Source organism: Mycolicibacterium iranicum (assembly GCF_014190915.1).
GTDB classification, from domain to species: Bacteria; Actinomycetota; Actinomycetes; order Mycobacteriales; family Mycobacteriaceae; genus Mycobacterium; species Mycobacterium iranicum_B.
This window is the reverse complement of sequence record NZ_JACHVU010000003.1, coordinates 534,844-560,078: the sequence shown is the minus strand read 5'-3', so window position 1 is coordinate 560,078 and position 25,235 is coordinate 534,844. Positions and strand designations below refer to the sequence as shown.

The following is a 25,235-nucleotide window of genomic DNA, read 5'->3' as shown; positions in this document are numbered from 1 at the left end:
TCGAGGAGTGAGTTTGCTTCGGCCCCGTAGGCTGGGAAACCGTGAAATCCGTAGTCAGCACGCTGCGTACCGTGTCGTCGGCGGTCGTGGTCACGCTGCGGACGGTCCCGCGCAGGCGCCTCGTGGCACTGGTGGCCGCGATTGTGATTCTCGTCGCAGTTGCGCTGCTGGTGCCGTTGCCCACCGCGGTGCAGCTGCGGGACTGGGCCACGTCGGTCGGGGCGTGGTTTCCCCTGGCCTTCTTCGCCGCGCACGTGGTGATGACGGTATTCCCGTTCCCCCGCACGGCTTTCACGCTCGCCGCCGGGCTGCTGTTCGGGCCGGTGCTGGGCATCCCGATCGCCGTCGCCGCCAGCACAATCAGCGCGGTGATCGCGCTGCTGCTGGTCCGCTCGGCCGGCTGGCAGGTCAGCCGGTGGGTCTCCCATCCCCGCGTCGAGGCCATCGACCGGCGGCTGCGCGCCCGCGGCTGGCCCGTCGTGCTGGCCACCAGGATGATCCCTGCGGTCCCCTTCTCGGTACTCAACTACGCCGCGGGCGCGTCCGCGGTGCGGGTGATCCCCTACACCCTGGCCACGTTCTTCGGCGTGCTGCCCGGGACGGCGGCCATCGTCATTCTCGGTGACGCACTGACCGGGCGGGTCAGCCCGCTGCTGGTGCTGGTGTCGGCGTGTACCGCCGGCATCGGGATGGCGGGCCTGGCCTACGAGATCCGCAGACACCGCCGCGCACACGAACCGGTCAGCGCCCCCTGACCTCGGGCCCCTTCGCCGTCATCGTGGCGAACAGCAGCAGGAACGTCGACGCCGCGGCAAGGTTGGGACTCCAGTCCTTGACGCGCAGGTGCGAGCCCACCGCCAGCACGAAATAGATCGTCAGCATGAAGGTGGTGAGCCGTGCCAGCGCGGGGAACCGGAAGACCGAGAGCAGCCCGACGGCGCTGGCCGCCTTCACGATCGGGATCCCCCTCCGCAGCTCCTCCGGGACGCCGACGTCGTCGAACGCTTTTTTGATCGGTCCGATCGGGCCGACGCAGGCGGCCGCGTCGGCGGCCTGAAAAGCCGCCAACACTGCGTAGGCGCGCCCCGACGTCAGCGCGCTCACTGCTCAGGCGATCCGTGCCGGCCCGTCGGAGGCTGGGCGTAGTCCGTCGCCGGCGGCTGCGCCTGCTGCGAGAGGGGCGGGTACTGCCGGGGCCCGTCGAGGGAGCCCGGGACCGGGATGCGAGCCTCCGCCTCGGCCTTGGCGACCGCTTCGGCGATGGCCGGGTCGGTCTCGGTGGAGAACCAGTCGGCGACCTCCTCGGAGTCGTCCTCCGGCCGGGCCAGACTCTCCTCGATCGGCGACGGGGTGTAGCGGAACACCCCGTCCTCCCCCGGCGCGCCCAGCATCTTGGTGAAACCCTGCAGTGCCGAACCGAAATCGCTCGGCACCAGCCACACCTTGTTCGCCTCGCCCTTGGCCATCTGCGGCAGGGTCTGAAGGTACTGGTAGGCCAGCATCTCCGGGGTCGGGCGGCCCGCCTTGATCGCGGCGAAGGTCTTCTCGATGGCCTTCGCCTGGCCCTGCGCCTGCAGGTAGGCCGCAGCCCGTTCGCCCTGAGCGCGCAGCATGCGCGACTGCCGGTCGGCTTCCGCAGCCAGGATCGCGGCCTGCTTGGCGCCCTCGGCGGCCAGGATCTGTGCCTGCTTCTGACCCTCCGCCTGCTTGATCGAGGCTTCGCGGTTGCCCTCGGCCGTGAGGATCATCGCGCGCTTCTCCCGGTCCGCGCGCATCTGCTTTTCCATCGAGTCCTGGATCGACGGCGGCGGGTCGATGCTGCGGAGTTCGACGCGGGCCACGCGCAACCCCCAGCGGCCGGTCGCCTCGTCGAGCACCCCGCGCAGCTGGCCGTTGATGGAGTCGCGCGAGGTGAGCGTCTGTTCGAGCGTCATGCCGCCGACGACATTGCGCAGCGTCGTGGTGGTCAGCTGTTCGACGCCCACGATGTAGTTGCTGATCTGGTAGACGGCCGCCTGGGGATTGGTGACCTGGAAGTACACGACGGTGTCGATGTTGACCGTCAGGTTGTCCTCGGTGATCACCGGCTGCGGCGGGAACGACACGACGCGCTCGCGCAGGTCGACGCGTGCACGGATCTTGTCGACGAAAGGCAGCAGCAGGGTGAGCTGGCCCGACACCGTCTTGCTGTAGCGGCCGAGGCGCTCGATGACCGCGGCCTCGGCCTGCGGGATCAACGCCACCGACTTCGCGACGATGATCGCGGCGAACACCACCAACACGGCGAGCAGGATCAGTCCTGCGACAGCACCGTCCACAACAGCCTCCTTCTCAGGCGATCTTGCCGACGACCGCGGTGGCTCCGTCGATGTGTACGACGGTCACCTGGTCGCCGGGCTCGAACACGTCGTTCTCGTTGTAGGGCCTTGCCGTCCACACCTCGCCGTCGAGTTTCACCTGACCCTCGTGGCGGGCGACCCGGTCGAGGACAAGCGCGCTCTTGCCCTCCAGCGCTCTGACGGGTTCCGGAAGACCTTTGCCGGACTGCATCCGCCGGCGCAGCGCCGGGCGCACCCCGACCAGCAGCAGGACGGAGACCAGCAGGAAGACGATGCCGTCAGCCCAGATCGGCCAGTCGAACAGGAAGCTCGACCCCGCCGCGGCCAGCGCCCCGCCGCTGAGCATGAGCAGAAAGAGATCGCCGGTCAGTGCCTCCGCGCCGGCGAGCGCCAATGCTGCGATCAGCCAGATCAACGAGACGGGCATGCCGCCACCCTATCGCGCAGCAGACCGGATGAGTGGCTAACAACTACACTGCAGCCATCATGTGGTGCCCGAGTGTTTCGCTGACGGTGTGGGCCAACGCCTGGCTGGCAGGCGCGGCCGCGCCTGACGACGTCCTGGACGCGTTATCCCAATGGACGACAAGGCATTCGGTGACGGCTTACGATTCCGCCGCCGCCGAGCGCACCGGGCTGTCGTGGCCCGACCTCGAGGACGCCGCCTCGGTCTCGCTCCTGCAGACGATGCGCACCGCGTCCGCGCGGGGCACCCATCAGCCGTCCATCTCCCTTGCGCTGCCTGTGCCCGGTGACGTGCGGGGCCTCCCGCCGGGCACCCAGTTCGGCCGTGACGCCATCGCCGCGGGCGAGGCCGTGGTCGTCAACGGTCTGCACGGGGCCATCGGCCTGGTGCCCGACTTCGAATACGAGGACAGCTTCTCCGACACGCCCGATCCCGACGACGAATTCGAGTACGAGGCCGAACTGAGCGGGCTGTCCTGGACGGTCTATTCGTTCTCCTCCGCACCCCCGGCCGGCCACTTCGACCTCGGGGAAGCCGAGTACGAGTTGCGCGACGCGGTGCGTTCGGCAGCAGATGCCCTGGGCGCCCTGCGCGCCGGCGCCCCGGCCGGCGACATCACCGATCCCCGCAGGCTCGTGGAGCAGGTCCTCGACTCGACGCGGGCCCACCGCATCCCCGACCACGCACCGACCCGCGCGATCCGGGTACTGGAGAACGCCGCACACGTCGACGCCATCATCACCGTCAGTTCGGGGCTGATCCCGATCGGCCTGCAGAGTTCCTCGGAGTTCCAGCTGGCCAGCGACGCGCTGCGCCCGCTCAGCTCCGTCGTGCGGTCGGCGCGCCTGGCCGCGGTGGACGCGATCCTGCACTCCGCCTGGAAGAACTAGGCGCCGACGACGAGCGCTTGCGCGAGGAGCATCAGACGACGAGCGCTTGCGCGAGGAGCACGAGACGACGAGCGCTTGCGCGAGGAGCATCAGACGACGAGCGCTCGCGCGAGGAGCATCAGACGACGAGCGCTCGCGCGAGGAGCATCAGACGCCACAGGACGGGGTGCACAGCGCGCCGTTGACGCTGCTGCCGTAGCCGGGCACCGGCTCGGATCCGCTGACGCGCAGGGGCGCACGGCCGTGCCGCACTTCGTCGAGCAGATCGACGGCGAGCTGCGCGAAGCGCGGCTGTGCGTTCGGTGTCGTCGCACGGGCGAACGCGATGCCGGCCTCGGCGGCCTGCTCGGCGAGTTCGCTGTCGAGATCCCAGACCACCTCGATGTGGTCGGCCACGAAGCCCACCGGACACACGATGACCGCGCGAGTGCCGTTGCCGGCCAGCACGTCGAGGTGGTCACCGACGTCGGGCTCCAGCCACGGGACCTGGGGCGGGCCCGACCGGGACTGCCACACCTGGTCGTACTCACGGTAGCCAGCGGCGGCGGCCACGAGCCCGGCGGTGTACCCGACCTGGCGTTCGTAAAGGTCTGGCCCGCAACGGGACGCGGCCCGTAACGGGATCGAGTGCGCCGTGAAGACCAATCGCGCGTGGTCGCGCAGCTCTTCGGGCAGCGTGGCCGCCGCCTCCCGGATGGCGTCGGCGAACATCTCGACGAGCAGCGGATGGTCGAAGTACTGGCGGAGCTTGACCAGTTCGGGTGCGTCGGGCCCGGCGGCGGCGCGGCCGCGGGCGATGTCCTCCTGGTATTGCGTGCACCCGGAATACCCGCCCCAGGCCGACGTCGAGAACACCGCTGCACGGCGAATACCGTTGTCCCGCATGGCCGCGACGGTGTCCTCGATATAGGGCTCCCAGTTGCGGTTGCCGAAGTACACCGGCAGTTCGGTTCCGCGGTGCGCCAATTCGGCCTCGATCGCGGCGATCAGGTCGCGGTTGATGCCGTTGATCGGCGACACGCCACCGAAGTGCAGGTAGTGCTCGGCCACGGATTCGAGGCGTTCCCTGGGGATCCCCCGCCCGCGGGTCACGTTCTCCAGGAACGGCATGACCTGCTCGGGCCCCTCGGGGCCACCGAACGACAGGAGCAGAAGAGCGTCGAAACCGGTCACAGAAGCTGGGTGCTCGCTCCACCGTCGGCGAAGACGATCGTGCCCGTGGTGGCGGGAAGCCAATCGGAGAGCAACGCGCACACGGTCTTTGCCACCGGCGTCGGATCCTTCATGTTCCAGCCCAGCGGGGCACGCTGGTCCCAGCCCTCTTCGAGGAGCTGCATCTGCGCGCCGGCCTCGTCACCGAGCGCGCCACCGACGATGGCACTCATCGCCAGGGTGCGGATCGGGCCTGCGGCAACCAGATTGGAACGCACGCCGACCTTGCCGGCTTCGCGGGCGACGAACCGGTTCACCGATTCGAGCGCGCTCTTGGCCACGGTCATCCAGTTGTAGGCCGGCATGGCGCGCGTGGGGTCGAAGTCCATCCCGACGATGCCGCCGCCCGGGTTCATGATCGGCAGCACCGCTTTGGCCAGGGAGGCGTACGAATAGGCCGAGATGTGAATGCCTTTGGCGACGTCCTCGTAGGGGGCGTCGAAGAACGGATTGATCCCCATGCCGGTCTGAGGCATGAAGCCGATGGAGTGCACGACGCCGTCGAGCTTGTTGCCCGCGCCGATCACCTCGCCCACCCGCTCGGCCAGCGAGTTCAGGTGGCTCTCGTCCTGGACGTCGAGTTCCAGAAGAGGCGGTTTGGACGGCAGCCGTTCGAGGATGCGCTCGATGAGCCGCATGCGGTTGAACCCGGTGCAGATGACCTCGGCGCCGGCCTCCTGGGCGACCTTCGCGATGTGGAAGGCGATCGACGAGTCGGTGATGATCCCCGTGACGAGGATCCGTTTGCCTTCGAGAATGCCTGTCATGTGAGTCCTTGTCTGTCGTGGTGGCCTGTGACGCCGTGACCTAGTGGCCCATACCCATGCCGCCGTCGACCGGGATGACCGCACCGGCGATATAGCCGGCGTCCTCGGAGGCGAGGAAGCTGACCGCGCCGGCGACCTCCTCGGCCGTGCCGACCCGTTTGGCGGGGATGAACTCCAGGGCACCTTCCTGGATGCGCTCGTCGAGCGAGCGCGTCATCTCGGTGTCGATGTATCCCGGCGCGACCACATTCGCGGTCACACCGGCTTTGGACAGCTCGCGCGAGATCGAGCGGGCCATGCCGATCAGGCCGGCCTTGGCGGCGGCGTAGTTCGCCTGATTGCCGATGCCCCACATGCCCGAGACCGAACCGATGAAGATGATCCGCCCGAAGCGCTTGCGCTGCATGCTGCGCGAGGCACGCTGGGCCACCCGGAACGCCCCGGTGAGGTTGGCGTTGATGACCTCTTCGAACCTCTCCTCGGTCATCCGCATCAGGAATGCGTCCTTGGAGATGCCCGCGTTCGACACCAGCACCTCGACGGGGCCCTGATGCTCCTCGACCTCCTTGAAGGCCCGGTCCACGGCCTCGCTGTCGGTGACGTCGCAGACGACGCCGAACAGTCCCTCGGGCGCACCGGATCCGCGGTGGGTGACGGCCACCTTGTGGCCGTCGGCCGCCAGACGCTGCGCGATGGCCAGACCGATGCCCCGGTTGCCGCCGGTGACGAGCACCGAACGGGAGACGAAAGCGGGAGAAGTCATGCCCGTCAACTTAGTCGGTGAGCGGCATTCTTAAGAAATCGCCTTAACTCTAGTTCGGCAGCCGGCGATTGATGAGCAGGGCGCCCAGCGCCGCGGCGGCCAGGATGACCGCGCCGAGCCGCAGCCAGCCGACGCTGGCATCGCCCTTGATCGTCTCGTAGCCGATCTGCTCCTGCAGGTTGGTGAACACCTCTTTGAGCTGCTCAAGGCTGGACGCGGTGAACGCCTCACCCCCGGAGAGGTCGGCGATCCTCTTGAGCATCTCGTCGTCGACGGGGACGGGCTGACGCTGGTCGTTGATCTCGACGTAGCCGTAGGGCGTGCCGAACGACACCGTCGAGATCGGCACACCCTGGTCCTTGGCGGTCCGCGCGGCCGTGTAGGCGCCCTTGGGGTTGTCCGGGTTCGACGGCACGGTCTCCTTGCCGTCGGACATCAGCACGATGCGGGCGGGCGGGGGCTCGTCGCCGCCGCCGATCACCGCACCGACCGTGGCGACGGCCTGCAGGGCGGTGAAGATGCCCTCACCGGTCGCGGTGCGGTCGGCCAGCTGCAGCTTGTCGATCGCGGTCTTGGTCGACTCGCGGTTGGTGGTCGGAGACACCAGCACGGTCGCCGTGCCCGCATAGGCGATCAGACCCAGGTTGATGCCCGGGGTGAGCTGATCGGCGAACTGCTTGGCGGCTTCCTGCGCCGCGACCAGCCGGTTGGGGGCGACGTCGGTCGCGCGCATCGACTGCGAGACGTCGACGACGAGCATCACCACGGCACGGTTCCGGGGGATGCGCACATCGTGGGTGGGGCCCGCCATGGCGACCGTGAACGACACCAGCGACAGGATCAGCAGCACCGCGGGAAGGTGACGCAGCCGGCTGGGCCGCTGGGGGGCGACGCTCTCCAGCAGCTCCATGTTGGCGAAGCGCAGCATCCGCTTCTGCCGCGAGAGCTGCACGATGACGTAGAGCGCGATCAGCCCCAGGACGACAAAGAAGAACAGGAAGAACCACGGGTGTTCGAATCCCGAGAGCGACATGGGTCCGAGCAACGGTAATGTCATGCGTTACTTGTCATTTCGTCGTTAGTGCCTTCTGGTCTGTCTGCTGTGAGCGCAACCGCTACCGGCTGGCCAGGGCGCCCCGGCGTCTGGTCGCGACGAACCGGACCACGTCGGCGATCCAGTCGCGGTCGGTGCGCAGGGTCAGCAGGGGCGCATCACAGCGGCGCAGTGTGCGCGCCACCTCGTCCCGATGGGCGGCCGCAGCCTTCTCGAAGTCGGCACGCAGACGCTCGTCGATGGTGAATTCGCGGGTACGCCCGGTCTCGGTGTCCTGCAGGACGACGTCGCCGACTGCGGGCAGCTCGATATCGCGGGGGTCGATGATCTCGATACCCAGCACCTCGTGCCGCCCGGCGATGGCACGCAGAGGGCGCATCCAGTTGATCGGCCCCAGGAAGTCGCTGATGATCACGGCCATCCCGCGCCGGCGCTCCGGTCGGCGCAGCGAGTCGATGGCCGCAGCGAGATCCCCGCGGACCCCGACCGGCGCCCGCGGCGTGGTGGCGATGGCCCGCAGCAGTTCCTGCTCGTGCATCCGGCCCGACAGCGCCGGCACGCGCCGCACGGTGTCACCGTTGGAGATCACCGCGCCGATGCGGTTGCCGCCGCCGCTGTTGAGGAACGCGATCGACGCGGCGGCGGCCACCGCGAGGTCGCGCTTCTCGCACCCGGCGGTGCCGAAGTCGAGGCTGGCCGACACGTCGACGACCAGCCACGTCTCCAATTCGCGGTCGGCGATCATCTGACGCACGTGGGGGTGGGTCGTGCGGGCCGTGACGGACCAGTCCATCCGGCGCACATCGTCGCCGGGCTGATAGGCACGCGACTCCCCCGGCTCGGAGCCCGGGCCCGGGAGCAGCCCGAGGTGATCGCCGTGCAGGACGCCGTCGAGCTTGCGGCGCACGGTCAGCTCGAGTTTGCGCAGCGCCGCGGTCAGCGCGGGATCACGGATCTCCCCGCGCTGCATCGACGGGAGATCCACTTTGCGGCCGGCCGGAGTTGACGAGGTCAAGTGTCAGCGACCGCTTGCCGCGCCGGCGGCGGCCGGAACCACCGGCGGCACCGAATGTCCTTGCTGCGGAATGGCGTTCACCTGCGGCAGGGCGACGGTCTGCAGGATGCGGTTGACCACCGTCTCCGCGGAGATCTCGTCGGCCAGCGCGTCGTAGGTGAGCACCAGGCGGTGGCGCAGCACGTCGGGGATGATCTCGACGACGTCCTGCGGGATCACGTAGTCGCGGCCGCGCACCAGCGCCAGTGCACGCGACGCGGCGATGATGCCCAGCGATGCGCGCGGCGAGGCGCCGTAGGCGATCCACGCCTTGGCGTCGGGCATGCCGAACTTCTCCGGCTCGCGGGTGGCCGTCACGATCCGCACGACATAGTCGACGAGCGCGTGGTGGACGAAGTTGTTGGCCGCGACCTCCTGCAGACGCAGCAGGTCGCCGGTGTTGAGGATCCCCTTCGGCTCAGGCGGCTTCACGCCCATCCGGTAGATGATCTCGCGCTCTTCCTCCGGCGACGGGTAGTCGACGTTGAGCTTGAACAGGAAGCGGTCGCGCTGGGCTTCGGGCAGCTGGTAGACGCCCTCCTGCTCGATCGGGTTCTGCGTCGCCATGACCAGGAAGGGGCTGGGCAGCGGGAAGGTCTTGCCACCGATGCTGATCTTGCGCTCGGCCATGACCTCCAGCAGCGCCGACTGCACCTTGGCGGGCGCGCGGTTGATCTCGTCGGCGAGCAGGAAGTTGACCACGACCGGTCCGAGTTCGATGTCGAACTCCTCCTTGCCCTGGCGGTAGATGCGCGTGCCGACGATGTCGGTGGGCACCAGGTCGGGGGTGAACTGGATGCGGGCGAACGTGCCGCCGACGACCTTGGCGAAGGTCTCCACCGCCAGCGTCTTGGCCACCCCCGGCACGCCTTCGAGAAGCACGTGCCCCTTGGCGAGGAGGCCGACGAGCATGCGCTCGACGAGCTGGTCCTGGCCGACGATGATGCGCTTGACTTCGAAAATCGCCCGCTCGAGGGTGTGCACCTCGTTCTGCAGACCACCGTTGGACTGCGCGGAACCCGACTGTGCCGGGTTCGGGGCGGCATGTGCACCCGCGGAGTAGCCCTGGGTGGGGGCCTGTCCGGGATATCCTCCAGCGCCCTGCGGCGGTCCACTCGGTGAGGTCATCAACAATTCCTTCCACAGGCGCCGAACATGCTGGTCCATCGGCGTGCGGGCCGGTCTCGACCGCGCACCCGCCGTCAACTATTCCAGGCGGTTGAGAATCCGTCGACGTCGCCCGGCCTGCTCAGCTTTAACTCAGGCCACACTCAGGATTCGATGATGCGGGACACATAGGGCTGGAGCCCTGACATCCGCACCGGGCTGATGGTCACCTTGTCGGCACTGCCGGAGGACTCAAGCATCTTGCCGCCGCCGAGGTAGATCGCGACGTGCTGGCTGCCCCCGGGGCCCCAGAAGAGCAGATCGCCGCGCTTGGCCTGCTGCACGGGGACCCGGCGCCCGGTGTTGTACTGGTCGCCGGAGTACTTCGGGATCAGCACGCCGACACCGGCGTAGGAGAACTGGGTGAACCCGGAGCAGTCATAGCCGACGATGTTGGCCCCGGAGTCGACGCCGGTGCTGGGGCCGGTCGGCTTGCCGCCGCCCCAGGAGTACGGCGTCCCGATCTGGGAGCCGCCGCGGCGGATCACGTACTCGATGGCCGCGGGTCCGCGCACGATCCCGGGTGCGACGCTGGCCGGCGCGTCGGCGGGCGCCAGACCGATCGTCTGCAGGAACTTGCGGCCCAGGTCCATGGTGACCTGGGTGGCCTGAGCGGTGGCGGCCAGGGAGGCGTTGGCGATGGCCAGCGGATCGCCGGGGGCGCCCGCGCTGATCAGTTTCGGCAGCGTCGGATCCCACTGGCCGCTCGCAGGCTGGGCGGTGGCCGGTGCCACCGTCCCGGCGAGCAGCGCAGCGACGGTCAGGCACGAGAAGATGAAGCGGCGCAGGACGATCACCACTCGATCATTCGGGTGACGAACGGGGTCATGCCGCTGGTACGCACCGGCGAGATCTTGACCACCGACCCCGTGTACGGGGCCTCCAGCATCTGCCCGTCGCCGAGGTACATGGCGACGTGCTGACTGGCATTGGGGCCGTAGAAGATCATGTCGCCACGGCGCATCTGCGACGAGGGCACCTTGCGGCCGGCGTTGTACTGCGAGCCCGAGTAGTGGTCGAGCTTCACACCGACACCGGCGAACATGTAGAGCATCAGGCCCGAGCAGTCGAAGCCGACGGTGCCTGCGCCGGAATCGATTCCGCGGCTGGGACCCGAGGCGTTGCCGCCACCCCACGAGTACGGCACACCCATCTGTGACATGCCGCGCTTGATGACGTACTCGGTGGCCTGCCTGCCGTACAGGGTCGGGATCGCCCCGTTGGTGATGCCCGTCGGGGTGGGCAGCAGACCGATGCTCTGCAGGAACTTGCGGCCGAGATCCTGCGTCACCTTCAGCGACGTCGTGATGATCTTGAGCACCGCGTTGATGATCTGGATCGGGTCGCCGCTGACGAAGGCGCTCGGGATCTGCGGCAGCGTCATGTCCCAGGCCGTCTCGCGGTTGCCGGTGGCGGGGTCGACGTCCCAGGTCCCGTTACCACCGCCCGGAGCGGGCTTGGCGCCCGACGGGGCCGCTGTTCCCGACGGGGCCGCGGCCGGCGCGGTGCTCGACGGTGCGGCCAGCGTCCTGGCTTCCTCCAGCCGGGCCTGCGCCTCCGCCCGCTGTGCGGTGAGGCGGTCGAGCTCGGCCTGCTGCGACCTGAAGGTCGCCTGGGCGTTGGTCAGCGCGGCGACCGCATCCTGCTGGCTCGTTTCGGCTGCCTTGACGGCCTCGTCGGCCTTCTGCTTGGCCAGCCGGGCCGCCGACTCTTTGTTGACCTGCTCGGTGCGGGCCCGCTGCAGGTCGGCCATCACCTTCTGCGAGCTGATCGACAGGGTCTGGCCGGCGGCGGCGGTGTTCAGGATGTCCGACGGGTCGGTCGCGGTCAGATAGGAGCTCGACGGGCCTCGGACGTACATGGCCGCGGCGAACTCGTCGAACCGGTCCTGGGCGGCCGAGATGGCGGCGTTCGCTTCGGTGACGCGGGCGGCGCTCGCGTCGACCTCGACCTGCGCCTCGGCGGCGTCGTCGCGAGCCGTCTGCACGCCGAGGATCGCCTTGTTGACGCTCTCCTGCTGGATCTGGATCTGGGCGCCGAGGTCCTGTAGCTGCTGGTTCACGTTGGCGACGTCGGTCACCAGCTCGGCGATCCCCTCCGCGGGCTGCGCCAGTGCCACATGCGGTGCCAAATTGGGCACCGTCAGCACCATGCCGAAGGCCAGGGACGCGGCGCACAGCCGCGATGCGGAGGCGCCGCCAGGGGTGCGTCTCATTCGACTCAAGTCTCCTCAGGCTCCACGCGGACGTGTCGGCACAGAATCCGGCGCCTGACCAGAGAAGTCACATTGAGCACAGCCGCAACATCAGGCACCGATTGCACCGTACGTCACATCTGACGCTAAAGAAACTTTAGTCACAAATTACAACAATGTAATTGCAATCTGCGTTATCAAATGGTGATGTTTGAATTTGCGCAGTAAAGGGGTATCCCTCAATCGCTGCTGGTGGATGCTGCCTTCACATCGGCAGTGCGTTTGCCGCGTTTCTGCAGTACGCGGGTGGCGACCACGGCCAGAGCGACCATTAAAACCAGCACAATCGTGAATGGCGTCCAGGGAAAGTGTGAGGTCGTCAACTCGGACACGAAATTCTTCGAGGACTGCACCGGATCGGCCGTTCGCGCCAGGTCCTCGCCGGCCTCGAGGGTGGACCTGTCGTAGTCCGCGCTGTACGTGCCGGCGAACGACGGACTCAGCGCCAGCACCGTCGCGCCCGGGTGCGCCTCGCCGACCTCGGTGGCGATGTCGCGCAGCGGCGTGTCGATCGGCGGGTTGGCGCCGATGACCACGATCTTGAGATCGATGCCCCGGCTCTCGGCATCCTTGACCACGTCGACGAGCTGCTCCTCGACCTTTGGGTTGGTGCCCTCGGGCACGCTGACACCGTCCTGGCCCACATTGCGGTTGACGATCTCCATGCAGGCATCAGGGGTCGGCCGCCCCGGTTCGACGGCGACACCGACGGACTGGCACAGCTCCGGCGGGATGTAGGTGGGCACGAACGGGACGAACTGCAGTCCAGACACATCAGCACCGTATCGGACGGGTATCCGTCTGCGGTGGCAGCACGCCCACCTCGAGACAAGACTGAAAACCACCCTGGGTTTTCTTACAGGACAAGCGTACTGTTAAAGTGAGGAACGCCGCCGACACAGCCCGTCGCGGCGATGATCTGAAGCCGGGAGTTGATGTGAGCAGCAAGAATTCGTTTGGAGCGCACGACACGCTCAAGGTCGGGGACAACAGCTACGAGATCTACCGCCTCGATGCGGTCCCCGGTATGGAGAAGCTTCCCTACAGCCTCAAGGTGCTCGCCGAGAATCTGCTGCGCACCGAGGACGGCGCGAACATCACCAAGGAGCACATCGAGGCGATCGCGAACTGGGATCCCGAGGCCGAGCCGAGCATCGAGATTCAGTTCACCCCCGCCCGCGTGCTGATGCAGGACTTCACCGGCGTGCCATGCATCGTCGACCTGGCCACCATGCGCGAGGCTGTCGCCTCTCTGGGCGGCGACCCGGACAAAGTCAACCCACTCTCGCCCGCCGAGATGGTCATCGACCACTCGGTGATCCTGGACGTGTTCGGCCGGGCCGACGCCTTCGAGCGCAACGTCGAGCTCGAGTACGAGCGCAACGGCGAGCGGTACCAGTTCCTGCGCTGGGGCCAGGGCGCCTTCGACGACTTCAAGGTCGTCCCGCCGGGCACCGGCATCGTGCACCAGGTGAACATCGAATACCTCGCACGCGTCGTGATGACCCGCGATGGGGTCGCCTACCCGGACACCTGCGTGGGCACCGACTCGCACACCACGATGGAGAACGGCCTGGGCGTGCTGGGCTGGGGCGTCGGCGGTATCGAGGCCGAGGCCGCCATGCTCGGCCAGCCCGTCTCGATGCTCATCCCCCGTGTCGTCGGCTTCAAGCTCACCGGCGAGATCAAGCCCGGCGTGACGGCCACCGATGTCGTGCTCACCGTCACCGACATGCTGCGCAAGCACGGTGTGGTCGGGAAGTTCGTCGAGTTCTACGGCAACGGTGTGGCCGAGGTGCCGCTGGCCAACCGCGCGACGCTGGGCAACATGAGCCCCGAATTCGGTTCCACCGCCGCGATGTTCCCGATCGACGAAGAGACCGTCAACTACCTGCGTCTGACCGGTCGCACGGACGAGCAGCTGGCTCTGGTCGAGGCGTATGCCAAGGAACAGGGCATGTGGCACGACCCCGAGAAAGAGCCGGTGTTCTCCGAATACCTCGAATTGGACCTGTCGACGGTCGTCCCGTCGATCTCGGGTCCGAAGCGGCCGCAGGACCGCATCGAGCTGTCGGACGCCAAGAACGCGTTCCGCAAGGACATCCACAACTACGTCGAGAACAACCACCCGGCCCCGGAGACCAAGCTCGACGAGGCCGTCGACGAGTCCTTCCCCGCCAGCGACTCGGTGTCGCTGTCCTTCGCCGACGACGGCGCCACCGATGCCCGCCCGTCGGCGGCCAACGGCGCCGAGGGCCGGCCCACCAACCCGGTCACGGTGCGCTCCGAGGAACGCGGTGAGTTCGTCCTCGACCACGGCGCGGTGGTCGTCGCGGGCATCACCTCGTGCACCAACACGTCCAACCCGTCGGTGATGCTCGGCGCGGCACTGCTCGCCAAGAAGGCCGTCGAGAAGGGGCTGACCACCAAGCCGTGGGTCAAGACCAACATGGCCCCGGGCAGCCAGGTCGTCACCGACTACTACAACAAGGCCGGCCTGTGGCCGTACCTGGAGAAGCTCGGGTACTACCTGGGCGGCTACGGGTGCACCACCTGTATCGGCAACACCGGTCCGCTGCCCGAGGAGATCTCGGCGGCGATCAACGACAACGATCTGTCGGTGACGGCCGTGCTGTCGGGGAACCGCAACTTCGAGGGCCGTATCTCCCCCGACGTGAAGATGAACTACCTCGCGTCCCCGCCGCTGGTGATCGCCTACGGGCTGGCCGGCACGATGGACTTCGACTTCGAGTCCGATCCGCTGGGTCAGGACACCGACGGCAACGACGTGTTCCTGAAAGACATCTGGCCGACGGCCCAGGAGATCCAGGAGACGATCGCGTCGTCGATCAACCGTGAGATGTTCACGGACTCCTACGCCGACGTGTTCAAGGGTGATGACCGCTGGCGCTCGCTGCCCACGCCCGAGGGCAACACCTTCGAGTGGGCCGAGGACTCCACCTACGTGCGCAAGGCGCCGTACTTCGACGGCATGCCCGCCGAGCCGGAGCCCGTCAGCGACATCAAGGGTGCGAGAGTTCTTGCGCTGCTCGGCGATTCGGTGACCACCGACCACATCTCGCCAGCCGGCAGCATCAAGAAGGGCACGCCGGCGGCGCAGTACCTCGAAGAGCACGGGGTGGAGCCCAAGGACTTCAACTCGCTGGGGTCGCGGCGTGGCAACCACGAGGTGATGATCCGCGGCACCTTCGCCAACATCCGGCTGAAGAACCAACTCCTCGACGACGTGTCGGGCGGTTACACCCGCGATTTCACCCAGGATGGTGGCCCGCAGGCCTTCATCTACGACGCCTCGCAGAATTATCAGAAGGAAGGCATCCCGCTCGTCGTGCTGGGCGGCAAGGAGTACGGCTCCGGGTCCTCCCGCGACTGGGCTGCCAAGGGCACCACGCTGCTGGGGGTGCGTGCGGTGATCACCGAGTCCTTCGAGCGCATCCACCGGTCCAACCTGATCGGCATGGGGGTCATCCCGCTGCAGTTCCCCCAGGGTGAGTCCGCGGCGTCGCTCAAACTCGACGGCACCGAGACCTACGACATCACCGGCATCGAGGAACTGAACAACGGCAAGACTCCGAAGACCGTCCACGTGACGGCCACCAAGGAGGACGGCTCGAAGGTCGAGTTCGACGCGGTCGTCCGCATCGACACCCCCGGTGAGGCGGACTACTACCGCAACGGAGGCATCCTGCAGTACGTGCTGCGGAACATGCTGAAGTCCTGATGATCGGCACAGGACTCGGCATATGCCCCGGGTGACCGACGATCATCTCGCGGCGCGCCGTCGCCAGATCCTCGACGGCGCACGTCGGTGTTTCGCTCAGTACGGGTATGAGAGCGCGACCGTGCGACGGCTCGAACAGACCATCGGGCTGTCGCGCGGCGCGATCTTCCATCATTTCCGCGACAAGGACACCCTGTTCTTCGAACTCGCGCGCGAGGACGCCGAACGGATGGCCGATGTCGCGGCCCGCGAGGGCCTCATCCAGGTGATGCGGGACATGTTGGCTGCGCCGGAGCAATTCGACTGGCTCGCCACGCGTTTGGAGATCGCCAGGAAGTTGCGCAACGACCCGGCGTTCAGCCGGGGCTGGGCGGAGCGGTCGGCGGAGTTGTCGACGGCCACCCGGGAACGGTTACGTCGCCAGAAGCAGGCGGGGCGGCTGCGTGACGACGTCGACGGCGACGTGCTGCGGACGTATCTGGAGCTGGTGCTCGACGGTCTGGTGGCGCGGCTGGCGTCCGGCGACGACCCCGAAAGACTGGGCGCGGTGCTGGATCTCGTCGAGGCCTCGGTACGCCAGCAGTAGGTCAGCTGGCTTTGCGGCCGCGGTGGTTCGGCCCACCGCGGCTGCGCATCGTGGCTCCCGATTCACGCAGCATGGTGTGAATCGAGCCGTAGGAGTGCCCGGTCGTGGCCACCAGCGACCGGATGCTGGCGCCACGCTCGTAGGCGCTACGCAGTTCGGTCATCAACTGGTCTCGGGACTTCGTATCGTTCTTCATGTGTCGGCGCCTCCGCTACTGGGCTCGGATGTTTCGTCCGCATACCCCGGTGCTCAGCCGTTAACACAGTGGAGATGTGAATTCCTAAGCCAGTTCGATCAGGTCCCGGTACTCGTCTGACCAGAAGTCCTCGGTGCCGTCGGGCAGCAGCAGGACCCGCTGCGGGTCGAGTGCCTCGGCGGCACCGGGGTCGTGGGTCACCAGTACCACCGATCCCTCGTAGCTGCGCAGTGCATCGAGCACCTGCTCCCGCGAGGCGGGGTCGAGGTTGTTCGTCGGCTCGTCGAGCAGCAGCACATTGGCCGTCGACGCGACGAGCCCGGCGAGTGCCAGCCGGGTCTTCTCGCCGCCGGACAGGGTCCCTGCGGGCTGCTCGAGCTGCGGGCCGGTGAACATGAACGCACCGAGGAGCCCGCGCAGGTCCTGCTCCCCCGTGTCGGGGGCGGCGTGGCGGATGTTCTCCCACACCGACGACAGGTTGTCGAGGGTGTCGTGCTCCTGCGCGAAGTAGCCGATCTTGAGCCCGTAGCCCGGCTCGAGCCCACCGGCGTCGGCTTTCTCCACGCCGGCCAGCAGACGCAGCAGCGTCGTCTTGCCCGCGCCGTTGAGGCCCAGGACGACCACACGCGAACCGCGGTCGATGGCCAGGTCCAGCCCGGTGAAGATCTCCAGGGAGCCGTAGGTCTTGGTCAGCCCCTTGGCGATCAACGGGGTCTTGCCGCAGGGCGCCGGCGTCGGGAACTTGATCCTGGCGACCTTGTCGGCCACCCGCTCGTCGTCCAGGGCCGCCATCATCCGGTCGGCCCGCTTCAGCATGTTCTGTGCGGCAACGGCTTTGGTGGCCTTGGCCCCCATCTTGGCGGCCTGTGCACGCAACGCACTCGCCTTCTTCTCGGCGTTCGCACGCTCACGGCGCCGCCGCTGCTCGTCGGTCGCCCGGGCGTCGAGATACTTCTGCCAGCCCATGTTGTAGACGTCGGCCTCTCCGCGGACCGCGTCGAGGAACCAGACCCGGTTGACGACGTCGGAGAGCAGATCGACGTCGTGGCTGATGACCACCAGCCCGCCGCTGTGATTCTGCAGGAACGTGCGCAGCCAGCCGATCGAGTCGGCGTCGAGGTGGTTGGTGGGCTCGTCGAGCAGCAGTGTCGTCCCCGAACTGGAGGCCCCGGACCCACCTTCGCTGGCCGCGAACAGGATGCGCGCGAGCTCCACCCGGCGGCGCTGACCGCCCGAGAGGGTGCGCAGCGGTTGGGTCAGGACGCGGTCGGGCAGGCCCAGGCTGGCACAGATGCGCCCGGCGTCGCTCTCGGCGGCGTAGCCGCCCAGGGCCGCGAACCGCTCCTCCAACTGACCGTAGCGGCGCACAGCCTTGTCCCGGGCCGCGTCGTCGGCGACCTCGGCCATCAGGACCTGCTGCTTCTCCAGATCGGAGAGCAAGGTGTCGAGTCCGCGCGCCGACAGCACGCGGTCGCGGGCGAGCATGTCGAGATCGCCCTCTTTGGGATCCTGTGGCAGGTAACCGATCTCGCCGGTGCGGGTGACGGTTCCGGCGTAGGGCTCGCCTTCGCCGGCCAGGATGCGCATGGTGGTCGTCTTACCCGCGCCGTTGCGTCCGACCAGACCGATGCGGTCGCCGGGTTGCACGCGCAGGGCCGAGCCTTCGATGGAGAGCAGCGTGCGTGCTCCAGCGCGGACCTCGAGGTCCGTTGCGGTGATCACGCTGACGCTCCTGGAAAACGAGGCATGGCAGACCTGAGTCGCTGTCCATGCCGGTGGTGGGGCCCATTGTGGCCCGTGTCGGCCTACAAGGCTAGTTGGACTCCCCCACCCGACGCCAACCGATTACCCGGCTGCACGGTCTCAGCGAGGTCCTCAGCTTCTGTTCGACGTCCGAACGGTGGTGGACCACATCATGGAGTGTCGCGTTTGTCGTCGGTGAAGACGGGGGCGCGCCGCTCCTTCCGTGCGGCCACGGCCTCTTCGAAATTGTGTGTGAGCAGCCGGATGTAGAGCTGACCGAGACCTTCGGCCTGCATGTGCGCCTCCAGCGACCCGGCGTCCAGCCCGCTCCAGAGGGTCCGTTTCGTCAACTCCGTGCCGGGCCGCGAGAACGCGGCGATGCGTTCGGCGATGTCGTAGCAGGTGTCCAGCAGCGCGTCGCCCGGTACGCAGCGTGACACCAGACCGATGCGTTCGGCTTCCTCGGCGTCGACGTCACGGCCGGTGAGCATGATCTCGAACGCCCGCGACGAACCGATGGCGCGCGGCAACAGATAGCTCAGACCGAGTTCGCTGGCTGTCAGCCCGTTGTTGATCCCCGCCGCGCGGAAGTACGCCTGCGTCGAGGCGACCCGGATGTCGGCGGCCAGCGCCAAGCACAGTCCACCGCCGATCGCGGCCCCGTTCACTGCGGCGATGACGGGCTGGTGCAGTTTGCGCAGCGCGAGGATGACGTCGTCCAGGACCTCCATCGACCGCAGGCCGAAACCGGGTCGGGTCAGACCTGCGACGTGCGGGACCGAACCCGCCGACTTGTGGTCGGCGCCCGAGGAGAAGCCGGCGCCCGCGCCGGTGAGAACCACGGCGCGGACGTCATTGTCGTAGGTCAGCTCGTCCAGGGCTGCCTTCAAGGGCACCATGACGTCGAAGGCCATCGAGTTCATCCGCTCGGGCCTGTTCAGCGTCACCAGCGCGACGTGAGGCCGGGGTCGGTCGACGAGGACGAAGCCGTTGGCGTCGGTCACGCGTTGCACGTTAGCGCGTCGCGCCCAGGGCCGATCAGCTCTGGGGGTCCTCCTGCGCAGCGATTGCGGCGTCGACGTCGAAGTCCTTGACCTGCTGGATGAGGTCCTCCAGCGCGGGTGCCGGCAGGGCGCCCGCCTGATTGAACACCAGCTTGCCCTTCTTGAACGCCATCAGCGTCGGGATCGACCGGATGTCGGCGGCTGCGGCGAGCTGCTGCTCGGCCTCCGTGTCGACCTTCGCGTAGACCACGTCGGGATGCTTCTCCGACGACGCGGCGAACGTCGGCGCGAACGCCCGACACGGCCCGCACCACGACGCCCAGAAATCCACCAGGACGATGTCGTTGTCGTTGATGGTGTCGTTGAACTCTTGTGCGGTGATGTCTCGGGTAGCCACGTGATCCTCAACGTTTCTTCAGGCCGGTCTGTTCCTGTCCCCTACAGAGCGTAGGCCTTTACCCAGTCCACCTTCATCTGCGCGTGGAACGGCTTGGTCGGATCGGGGTCGCCGTTCCACGGGTTGCCGACGGCCACGTTGAGGATCAGGTAGTGCTCCCACGCGCCGGAGAACGGGGTCCAGTTGCCCCCGAGCGCTTCGTACTGCGCCTTGGTGATCTGCCCGACCGCGACGCCGTCGACGTGCCAGACGATGCGGTCGGCGTGCCAGTCGATGCCGTAGTCGTGGAAACCCTGCGACAAGTCCACGCCGAGATCGGCGTTGATGTTGTGCAGCTTCACGTCGACGGTGTTGTTGGCCGCCGCCGGGCCGTGGATGTTCCCGGTCCACGTGCTCGCCGACGTCGGGGTTCCCAGCGTCGGAATCTCGACGATGTCGATCTCACCCTGACGAGGCCAGTCGTATTCGTGACCCGGTTCCAGTCCCACCGACCAGAACGCCGGCAGCACCCCCTTGGTCACGGGCATCTGGATGCGCGCCACGACCCGCTGCCCGACGCCGAAGGACTGCTTGCCCATGGTCACCACCCGCGCCGAGGTGTAGTTGTACGGGGCGCCCATGCCGTCGGGTGCAGCTTCGCGACGAGCGTCGATGACGAGATTGCCCGCGGCGTCGATGTAGACGTTGTCCCCGTCGGTGTAGTACTGGTTCTCGCCGGCGGATTGTCCCCATCGCCCGGTCTGGAATCCCCAGTACTTCATCGCCTCGTCGATGCTGCTGAAGTTGGTCTCCCACAACAACTTCGGAGTGGTTGGGGTGCCCGGATCGGTGGGATTCCCAGGCTGTGGGATCACCACGCCACGGTAGATCTGGGCACGCCGCGCCAGCCAGCGGGTCGCAGTGCGCTGCGAGACGGCGATGTTGAGCCAGTCGGTGCCCATCTTGCTGCTCCGGATACCCCACGAATACAGCATGTCGACGATCATCGAGCCGACCGTCACCTTCGTGCTGGTCGCCGCCGCGATCAGCACAGGGTCGGTCGGCACGGTGGCCGCTGTCGTCTGGAGAGCCGTCGTGACGGTGGTGGTCTTGTCGACCGGCTCCTGGTCGGTACTCAGCGAGGCCGACCGGGTGGCGTTCGACCGCCGGTCCACCTTCGTCGACGTGTCGTCGTCAGGATCCTTGACCGCAGCCACGGGCGCAGGTGTGGCGACACCCTCGTCGTCGGTCCCTTCGTCGACCGGATCCTCGCCGCCGGCGTCCTCGTCGGTGGCGTCGCCAGTGGCGTCATCGGAGGAGTCGTCGGTGGCGTCGTCAGTCGAGCCCCCGACATCAACGACCTCCGTCTCGTCGTCGGCGGTGTCCTCGCCGGTGGAGTTCTCATCGGCCGGGTCGCCGGTGTCCTCCTCGTCCGTGCCCTCGCCGGTCGTGTCCTCGTCGGTCGCGTCCTCGCCGCCGACTTCGGCACCGCCCGTCGGTGACGCGGTCTCGTCGCGGGGCGACGTCGACTCCGATGCCGCACTGTCGCTACTGGCCGATGTCGAGCTCCCCCCGGCATCGTCGGTACTCGCCGACGCTGTCGCCGCCCCGGTCATCACCGCGGCGCCGAGCCCTGCCGCCATCACCCCTCCGGCCAACCAGTGTTTGCCGCTTCGCCTGTGCTTTCTTGTGCGCCGACCGTTCTGCATAGCGGGATCCATTTCTTTTACAAGGGTCGAGAAAGAAATCAAACAGAAAGTGCCACCGATCGATCGCTCACCGACGAGCGAATGCAATCAGTTAGCGGCGTACGGCTGAGCACCGCCACTTCAGCAGCGAAAAGCTAGTAAGACACGTCCTCTACCGACTCCCCTCTCGGCCAACCCGGTGTGCGCAGCAAACGTTAGCGAAGCCGTAACGGGCGCGCAGGATTTCTCATAAACAGCCTTACAGCGAATTTGTTGCCATTCCAGAATGGCGTTAACTGATGAATAGGAATTACGCAATAATGCGTGTACAGCGCAGGCTGTTGACTTTGCCATGCGTCATCGTCGCGGCGGTTGCGGATCGCGGACCCCTTGCCGCACAGCCATTCTCGACGGTAATCGCCCGTCCGGATCGCGGGGCAGAAAATTGCCGGACACGTCAGAGCAAAAGCTGCGGCGGTACCGCAGCACGCTCGCCCGACTCGTCACCCGGCAATTCCAGCAGCGAAATCGGCATTCGCGAGAAGCCGGCGACGGCGCTTCGGCCACCAGAGGATCTCGACGAGAAGCGCGGCGAGGTAGACGGCGGACACCACCGCGTTACCCCACGTCCCGTGGATCGCATCCCACACCGCGGCCCCGACGGCGACGATGAGGACGACGACGATCACCCACCGCAGCATGCGGGCGTCGGCCGCCGCGGCGCGCAGTCCGTCAGCGTACGAGGCGACGTACGGGCCCAGCGAGGCGTCGTCCGGGGGCATGCCTCGCCGCGCCGCCGACACGACGGACACCCGCGTGCCATCGGGCAGAGACAGCGCGTCCGGCCAGTACGCCACCATCCGGCGGGACATCCAGACCCCGTACGAACCGCCGGTCACCACGGCGACGACGACGCCGACGAGGGGGGCCCCGGAATCCAGCGCGGCAAGCAGCCCGAGGGACAACCCGACCGGTACGCCGACGGTCAACGCGCGGCGCGCGCCACCGCCGCGCCAGGCAGGGGCTGGAAGCGTGACCACCTCACGATTGTGGCCAGCAGAGCCGCCGGAGGAGGCTAGACGGTGAAGCCGAGTGCCCTCAGCTGTTCGCGCCCGTCGTCGGTGATCTTGTCGGGGCCCCACGGCGGATTCCAGACCCAGTTGATTTTGATCTCGTTCACCAGCCCGGCGCCCACCAGGGCCGTCCGCGACTGGTCCTCGATGACGTCGGTCAGGGGACATGCCGCAGACGTCAGCGTCATGTCGATCAATGCGACGGGGCCCGCGTCGCTCTTCTCCAGGTTGATCCCGTAGACAAGCCCCAGGTCGACGACGTTGATCCCCAGCTCAGGGTCGACGACGTCGCGCATGGCCTCTTCGACGTCGGCGAGCAGTTCGTCGTTGGGTTCGGTTGCAGTGTCACTCATCGGTTCTCCTCCGAATTCTCGGGCCCGTGGGCCTCCGCCAGCGCGGCCTTGAAAGCCGTCCATCCCAACAACGCGCACTTCACCCGCGCGGGATATTTCGACACCCCGGCGAAGGCGGTCCCGTCGCCGAGCACGTCCTCGTCACCGTCGATCTTGCCGCGTGAGGACACCATCTCCGAGAACGCCGCCACCGTCTTGAGCGCGTCCCCGACTGTCCGGCCGATCACCTGATCGGTCAGCACCGACGTCGACGCCTGGCTAATCGAACAACCCTGCCCGTCGTAGGAGATGTCCGTGACCGTCTCACCGTCCGGGGACAGCGCCACCCGCAGCGTCACCTCGTCGCCGCAGGTCGGATTGACGTGATGCACCTCGGCGGCGAAGGGTTCGCGCAGGCCGCGGTGGTGCGGGTGCTTGTAGTGGTCCAGGATCACTTCCTGGTAGATCTGCTCGAGCCGCATCGCTCACGCCCTGCCGAAGAACTCGACGGCGCGCCGCACCCCGGCCACCAGGCGGTCGACTTCCTCGGCGGTGTTGTACACCGCGAACGACGCCCTCGCGGTCGCGGCGATGCCGAACCGCCGATGTAACGGCCATGCGCAGTGGTGACCCACCCGAACGGCCACGCCGTCGTCGTCGAGCACCTGCCCGACGTCGTGGGCGTGCACACCGTCGACCACGAAGGACACCGGCGAGCCACGGTCTTCCATCGACATCGGCCCGATGATCCGCACCTCGGGAATCTCCGAGAGGCCGGCCAGCGCGGCAGCCACCAGGTCCCGCTCGTGCTGCGCCACCGCAGGCATCCCGAGCGCATCCAGGTACCGCGCCGCCGCACCCAATCCGACCACCTGCGACGTCATCGGGGTGCCCGCCTCGAATCGTTGCGGGGCGGGCGCGAAGGTGGTGGCCTCCATCGTGACGGTCTCGATCATCGAACCGCCGGTCAGGAACGGCGGCAGGGCGTTGAGCAGATCGCGCCGGCCGTAGAGCACGCCGATACCCGTCGGGCCGAGCATCTTGTGTCCGGAGAACGCCGCGAAGTCGACGTCGAGCGCGTGGAAGTCCACGGGTTGATGCGGTACCGACTGGCATGCGTCGAGAACCACGAGCGCACCGACCGCCTTGGCGCGTGCCACCAGTTCGGCCACCGGCGCCACGGCCCCGGTGACGTTCGAGTGATGGCTGAAGGCAACAACTTTGACGCGCTCGTCGAGCTCGAGCGAATCGAGATCGATTCGCCCCGCTTGATCCCCCTCGGTGGAGATTCCGTACCACTTCAGGGTCGCGCCGGTCCGCAACGCCAACTCCTGCCACGGAACGAGGTTGGCGTGGTGTTCCAGTTCGGTGGTGACGATGACGTCACCCGGACCGACTGCGTTCTCGAACCGCTTGTCCCCCAAGGCATAGGCGACCAGATTCAGCGCTTCGGTGGCGTTCTTGGTGAAGACGAGCTCGTCGGTCTCCGCGCCGACGAAGGCCGCGATGTCCTCCCGACCCTGCTCGTAGGCATCGGTCGATTCCTCCATCAGCTGGTGCGCGCCGCGGTGGACGGCACCGTTGGAGGTCATCAGGAACTCACGCTCGGCATCGAGCACCGCGAGCGGCTTCTGCGATGTCGCTCCGGAATCCAGATACGCCAGTCGGTTACCGCCGCGCATGACCCGGCTCAGGATCGGGAAATCCGCCCTGACCCGCGCCAGCTCGGCCGGATCCAGCACCCGCGCGGCCGTCATGTCAGGCTCCTGCGGCTGCAGCCTGGGTGAAGCGCTCGTAGCCGTTCTCTTCGAGCTCGTCGGCCAGCTCGGGCCCGCCGGACTCGATGATCCGGCCGCCGACGAAGACGTGCACGAACTGCGGCTGGATGTAGCGCAGGATCCGGGTGTAGTGCGTGATGAGCAGAACACCGCCGTCCACTGCGTCCTTGTAGCGGTTCACGCCCTCGCTGACGACGCGCAGGGCGTCGACGTCGAGGCCGGAGTCGGTCTCGTCGAGGATGGCGATCTTGGGCTTGAGCAGGCCGAGCTGCAGAATCTCGTGACGCTTCTTCTCGCCACCGGAGAAACCTTCGTTGACACTGCGTTCGCCGAACGACGGGTCGATGTCGAGGTCGCTCATCGCGCCCTTGACCTCTTTGACCCAGTGGCGCAGCTTCGGTGCCTCGCCGCGGACCGCGGTGGCCGCCGTCCGCAGGAAGTTCGACATCGAGACGCCGGGCACCTCGACGGGGTACTGCATCGCCAGGAACAGGCCGGCACGCGCACGTTCGTCGATGCTCATCTCCAGGACGTCCTCGCCGTCAAGGGTGATCGACCCTGACGTCACGGTGTACTTGGGATGCCCGGCGATGGCGTAGGACAGCGTCGACTTGCCGGAACCGTTGGGGCCCATCACCGCATGGGTCTCCCCCGACCTCACGGTCAGGTTCACGCCCTTCAAGATCGGTACTTCGTCCCCTTCGGGGGTGAAGACCGATGCGTGCAGGTCCTTGATCTCCAGATTGGTCAT

At 67.5% G+C, this 25,235-nt stretch carries 26 protein-coding genes; 4 read left to right on the top strand and 22 right to left on the bottom strand.

All coding sequences use genetic code 11. The features are described from left to right. Positions 1 to 41 precede the first annotated feature (41 nt). Positions 42 to 755, top strand: a complete 714-nt coding sequence (locus FHR72_RS09965; protein WP_183467753.1) for a TVP38/TMEM64 family protein — start codon at positions 42 to 44, stop codon at positions 753 to 755. Here FHR72_RS09965 and FHR72_RS09960 read toward each other — a convergent pair. From FHR72_RS09960 to FHR72_RS09950, 3 genes are read right to left on the bottom strand one after another with little or no spacing between them, the layout of a single operon-like run. Next, positions 742 to 1,104: a DoxX family protein gene (locus FHR72_RS09960; protein WP_183467752.1), complete on the bottom strand. Its 363-nt coding sequence runs from the start codon at positions 1,102 to 1,104 to the stop codon at positions 742 to 744. The two genes, FHR72_RS09965 and FHR72_RS09960, sit on opposite strands and share 14 nt — an antisense overlap. Further along, complete coding sequence (locus FHR72_RS09955; protein WP_183467751.1) at positions 1,101 to 2,318, bottom strand: SPFH domain-containing protein; 1,218 nt, start codon at positions 2,316 to 2,318, stop codon at positions 1,101 to 1,103. Before FHR72_RS09955 ends, FHR72_RS09960 begins: the two co-directional genes overlap by 4 nt. A 13-nt stretch (positions 2,319 to 2,331) precedes the next feature. After that, entirely contained in the window at positions 2,332 to 2,766 is a 435-nt protein-coding gene (locus FHR72_RS09950) for an NfeD family protein (protein WP_183467750.1), read from the bottom strand. A gap of 59 nt (positions 2,767 to 2,825) precedes the next feature. Here FHR72_RS09950 and FHR72_RS09945 point away from each other — a divergent pair, with 59 nt between their 5' ends. Next, positions 2,826 to 3,695 (top strand): Rv1486c family protein, encoded by an 870-nt coding sequence (locus FHR72_RS09945; RefSeq protein ID WP_183467885.1) that lies wholly within the window; start codon positions 2,826 to 2,828, stop codon positions 3,693 to 3,695. Positions 3,696 to 3,842: 147 nt separating this feature from the next. Here FHR72_RS09945 and FHR72_RS09940 read toward each other — a convergent pair whose 3' ends face one another. The 9 genes from FHR72_RS09940 to FHR72_RS09900 form a co-directional block, all read right to left on the bottom strand. After that, positions 3,843 to 4,868 (bottom strand): ferrochelatase, encoded by a 1,026-nt coding sequence (locus FHR72_RS09940; protein ID WP_183467749.1) that lies wholly within the window; start codon positions 4,866 to 4,868, stop codon positions 3,843 to 3,845. Beyond that, positions 4,865 to 5,674, bottom strand: coding sequence for an NADH-dependent enoyl-ACP reductase InhA (inhA, locus tag FHR72_RS09935; RefSeq protein ID WP_183467748.1), 810 nt, complete (start codon positions 5,672 to 5,674; stop codon positions 4,865 to 4,867). Before inhA ends, FHR72_RS09940 begins: the two co-directional genes overlap by 4 nt. Positions 5,675 to 5,714: 40 nt before the next feature. Further along, positions 5,715 to 6,437, bottom strand: a complete 723-nt coding sequence (fabG1, locus tag FHR72_RS09930) for a 3-oxoacyl-ACP reductase FabG1 (protein WP_183467747.1) — start codon at positions 6,435 to 6,437, stop codon at positions 5,715 to 5,717. 49 nt (positions 6,438 to 6,486) lie between these two features. Next, positions 6,487 to 7,494, bottom strand: a complete 1,008-nt coding sequence (locus FHR72_RS09925; protein WP_183467746.1) for a VWA domain-containing protein — start codon at positions 7,492 to 7,494, stop codon at positions 6,487 to 6,489. Between the two features lie 58 nt (positions 7,495 to 7,552). Beyond that, a complete protein-coding gene (locus tag FHR72_RS09920; RefSeq protein WP_183467884.1) occupies positions 7,553 to 8,461 on the bottom strand; it encodes a DUF58 domain-containing protein in 909 nt (302 codons plus the stop codon). Positions 8,462 to 8,509: 48 nt separating this feature from the next. After that, positions 8,510 to 9,673, bottom strand: coding sequence for a chaperone MoxR1 (moxR1, locus tag FHR72_RS09915; protein ID WP_183467745.1), 1,164 nt, complete (start codon positions 9,671 to 9,673; stop codon positions 8,510 to 8,512). A 143-nt stretch (positions 9,674 to 9,816) separates the two neighbouring features. Then, positions 9,817 to 10,506: an NlpC/P60 family peptidoglycan endopeptidase RipB gene (gene ripB / locus FHR72_RS09910; protein ID WP_183467883.1), complete on the bottom strand. Its 690-nt coding sequence runs from the start codon at positions 10,504 to 10,506 to the stop codon at positions 9,817 to 9,819. After that, a complete protein-coding gene (gene ripA, locus FHR72_RS09905; protein WP_183467744.1) occupies positions 10,506 to 11,927 on the bottom strand; it encodes an NlpC/P60 family peptidoglycan endopeptidase RipA in 1,422 nt (473 codons plus the stop codon). Before ripA ends, ripB begins: the two co-directional genes overlap by 1 nt. A 218-nt stretch (positions 11,928 to 12,145) precedes the next feature. Continuing rightward, on the bottom strand, positions 12,146 to 12,739 hold the full coding sequence (locus FHR72_RS09900) for an Rv1476 family membrane protein (protein ID WP_183467743.1): 594 nt from the start codon (positions 12,737 to 12,739) through the stop codon (positions 12,146 to 12,148). A gap of 164 nt (positions 12,740 to 12,903) precedes the next feature. Here FHR72_RS09900 and FHR72_RS09895 point away from each other — a divergent pair, with 164 nt between their 5' ends. Further along, positions 12,904 to 15,708, top strand: a complete 2,805-nt coding sequence (locus FHR72_RS09895; protein WP_183467742.1) for an aconitate hydratase — start codon at positions 12,904 to 12,906, stop codon at positions 15,706 to 15,708. 22 nt (positions 15,709 to 15,730) lie between these two features. Further along, positions 15,731 to 16,294 carry a TetR/AcrR family transcriptional regulator gene (locus FHR72_RS09890; RefSeq protein ID WP_183467741.1) on the top strand — a complete coding sequence of 188 codons (564 nt, stop codon included), beginning with the start codon at positions 15,731 to 15,733 and terminating at the stop codon, positions 16,292 to 16,294. A gap of 1 nt (position 16,295) precedes the next feature. Here the strand turns inward: FHR72_RS09890 and FHR72_RS09885 are convergent, their stop codons facing one another. The 10 genes from FHR72_RS09885 to sufC form a co-directional block, all read right to left on the bottom strand. Next, positions 16,296 to 16,490 (bottom strand): helix-turn-helix domain-containing protein, encoded by a 195-nt coding sequence (locus tag FHR72_RS09885; protein WP_183467740.1) that lies wholly within the window; start codon positions 16,488 to 16,490, stop codon positions 16,296 to 16,298. 84 nt (positions 16,491 to 16,574) lie between these two features. Continuing rightward, on the bottom strand, positions 16,575 to 18,212 hold the full coding sequence (locus FHR72_RS09880) for an ABC-F family ATP-binding cassette domain-containing protein (protein ID WP_183467739.1): 1,638 nt from the start codon (positions 18,210 to 18,212) through the stop codon (positions 16,575 to 16,577). Positions 18,213 to 18,403: 191 nt separating this feature from the next. Then, positions 18,404 to 19,237 (bottom strand): enoyl-CoA hydratase, encoded by an 834-nt coding sequence (locus FHR72_RS09875; protein ID WP_396888419.1) that lies wholly within the window; start codon positions 19,235 to 19,237, stop codon positions 18,404 to 18,406. Positions 19,238 to 19,271: 34 nt separating this feature from the next. Next, positions 19,272 to 19,634, bottom strand: a complete 363-nt coding sequence (gene trxA, locus FHR72_RS09870; protein WP_183467737.1) for a thioredoxin — start codon at positions 19,632 to 19,634, stop codon at positions 19,272 to 19,274. A gap of 41 nt (positions 19,635 to 19,675) precedes the next feature. Further along, on the bottom strand, positions 19,676 to 21,256 hold the full coding sequence (locus FHR72_RS26745; protein ID WP_311736108.1) for a family 16 glycosylhydrolase: 1,581 nt from the start codon (positions 21,254 to 21,256) through the stop codon (positions 19,676 to 19,678). 548 nt (positions 21,257 to 21,804) lie between these two features. Further along, a complete protein-coding gene (locus FHR72_RS09860) occupies positions 21,805 to 22,341 on the bottom strand; it encodes a hypothetical protein (RefSeq protein ID WP_183467736.1) in 537 nt (178 codons plus the stop codon). 35 nt (positions 22,342 to 22,376) lie between these two features. Continuing rightward, positions 22,377 to 22,727: a metal-sulfur cluster assembly factor gene (locus FHR72_RS09855; protein ID WP_183467735.1), complete on the bottom strand. Its 351-nt coding sequence runs from the start codon at positions 22,725 to 22,727 to the stop codon at positions 22,377 to 22,379. Further along, on the bottom strand, positions 22,724 to 23,188 hold the full coding sequence (sufU, locus tag FHR72_RS09850) for a Fe-S cluster assembly sulfur transfer protein SufU (protein ID WP_183467734.1): 465 nt from the start codon (positions 23,186 to 23,188) through the stop codon (positions 22,724 to 22,726). The genes FHR72_RS09855 and sufU overlap by 4 nt, the downstream gene beginning before the upstream one ends. Positions 23,189 to 23,191: 3 nt before the next feature. Beyond that, positions 23,192 to 24,463 (bottom strand): cysteine desulfurase, encoded by a 1,272-nt coding sequence (locus FHR72_RS09845; protein ID WP_183467733.1) that lies wholly within the window; start codon positions 24,461 to 24,463, stop codon positions 23,192 to 23,194. Position 24,464: 1 nt separating this feature from the next. Further along, the gene (gene sufC, locus FHR72_RS09840; protein WP_183467732.1) at positions 24,465 to 25,235 is read right to left on the bottom strand and encodes a Fe-S cluster assembly ATPase SufC; all 771 of its coding nucleotides are present in this window, start codon (positions 25,233 to 25,235) and stop codon (positions 24,465 to 24,467) included.

What these genes read in the sequence shown, in the direction of transcription:
- sufU (WP_183467734.1), bottom strand. Translation starts at nt 23,188, where the DNA reads ATGCGGCTCGAGCAGATCTACCAGGAAGTGATCCTGGACCACTACAAG.
- fabG1 (WP_183467747.1), bottom strand. Translation starts at nt 6,437, where the DNA reads ATGACTTCTCCCGCTTTCGTCTCCCGTTCGGTGCTCGTCACCGGCGGC.
- FHR72_RS09855 (WP_183467735.1), bottom strand. Translation starts at nt 22,727, where the DNA reads ATGAGTGACACTGCAACCGAACCCAACGACGAACTGCTCGCCGACGTC.
- FHR72_RS26745 (WP_311736108.1), bottom strand. Translation starts at nt 21,256, where the DNA reads ATGGCGGCAGGGCTCGGCGCCGCGGTGATGACCGGGGCGGCGACAGCG.
- moxR1 (WP_183467745.1), bottom strand. Translation starts at nt 9,673, where the DNA reads ATGACCTCACCGAGTGGACCGCCGCAGGGCGCTGGAGGATATCCCGGA.
- FHR72_RS09950 (WP_183467750.1), bottom strand. Translation starts at nt 2,766, where the DNA reads ATGCCCGTCTCGTTGATCTGGCTGATCGCAGCATTGGCGCTCGCCGGC.
- sufC (WP_183467732.1), bottom strand. Translation starts at nt 25,235, where the DNA reads ATGACCAATCTGGAGATCAAGGACCTGCACGCATCGGTCTTCACCCCC.
- ripA (WP_183467744.1), bottom strand. Translation starts at nt 11,927, where the DNA reads ATGAGACGCACCCCTGGCGGCGCCTCCGCATCGCGGCTGTGCGCCGCG.
- FHR72_RS09845 (WP_183467733.1), bottom strand. Translation starts at nt 24,463, where the DNA reads ATGACGGCCGCGCGGGTGCTGGATCCGGCCGAGCTGGCGCGGGTCAGG.
- FHR72_RS09925 (WP_183467746.1), bottom strand. Translation starts at nt 7,494, where the DNA reads ATGACATTACCGTTGCTCGGACCCATGTCGCTCTCGGGATTCGAACAC.
- FHR72_RS09920 (WP_183467884.1), bottom strand. Translation starts at nt 8,461, where the DNA reads ATGCAGCGCGGGGAGATCCGTGATCCCGCGCTGACCGCGGCGCTGCGC.
- FHR72_RS09890 (WP_183467741.1), top strand. Translation starts at nt 15,731, where the DNA reads ATGCCCCGGGTGACCGACGATCATCTCGCGGCGCGCCGTCGCCAGATC.
- FHR72_RS09885 (WP_183467740.1), bottom strand. Translation starts at nt 16,490, where the DNA reads ATGAAGAACGATACGAAGTCCCGAGACCAGTTGATGACCGAACTGCGT.
- inhA (WP_183467748.1), bottom strand. Translation starts at nt 5,674, where the DNA reads ATGACAGGCATTCTCGAAGGCAAACGGATCCTCGTCACGGGGATCATC.
- FHR72_RS09945 (WP_183467885.1), top strand. Translation starts at nt 2,826, where the DNA reads ATGTGGTGCCCGAGTGTTTCGCTGACGGTGTGGGCCAACGCCTGGCTG.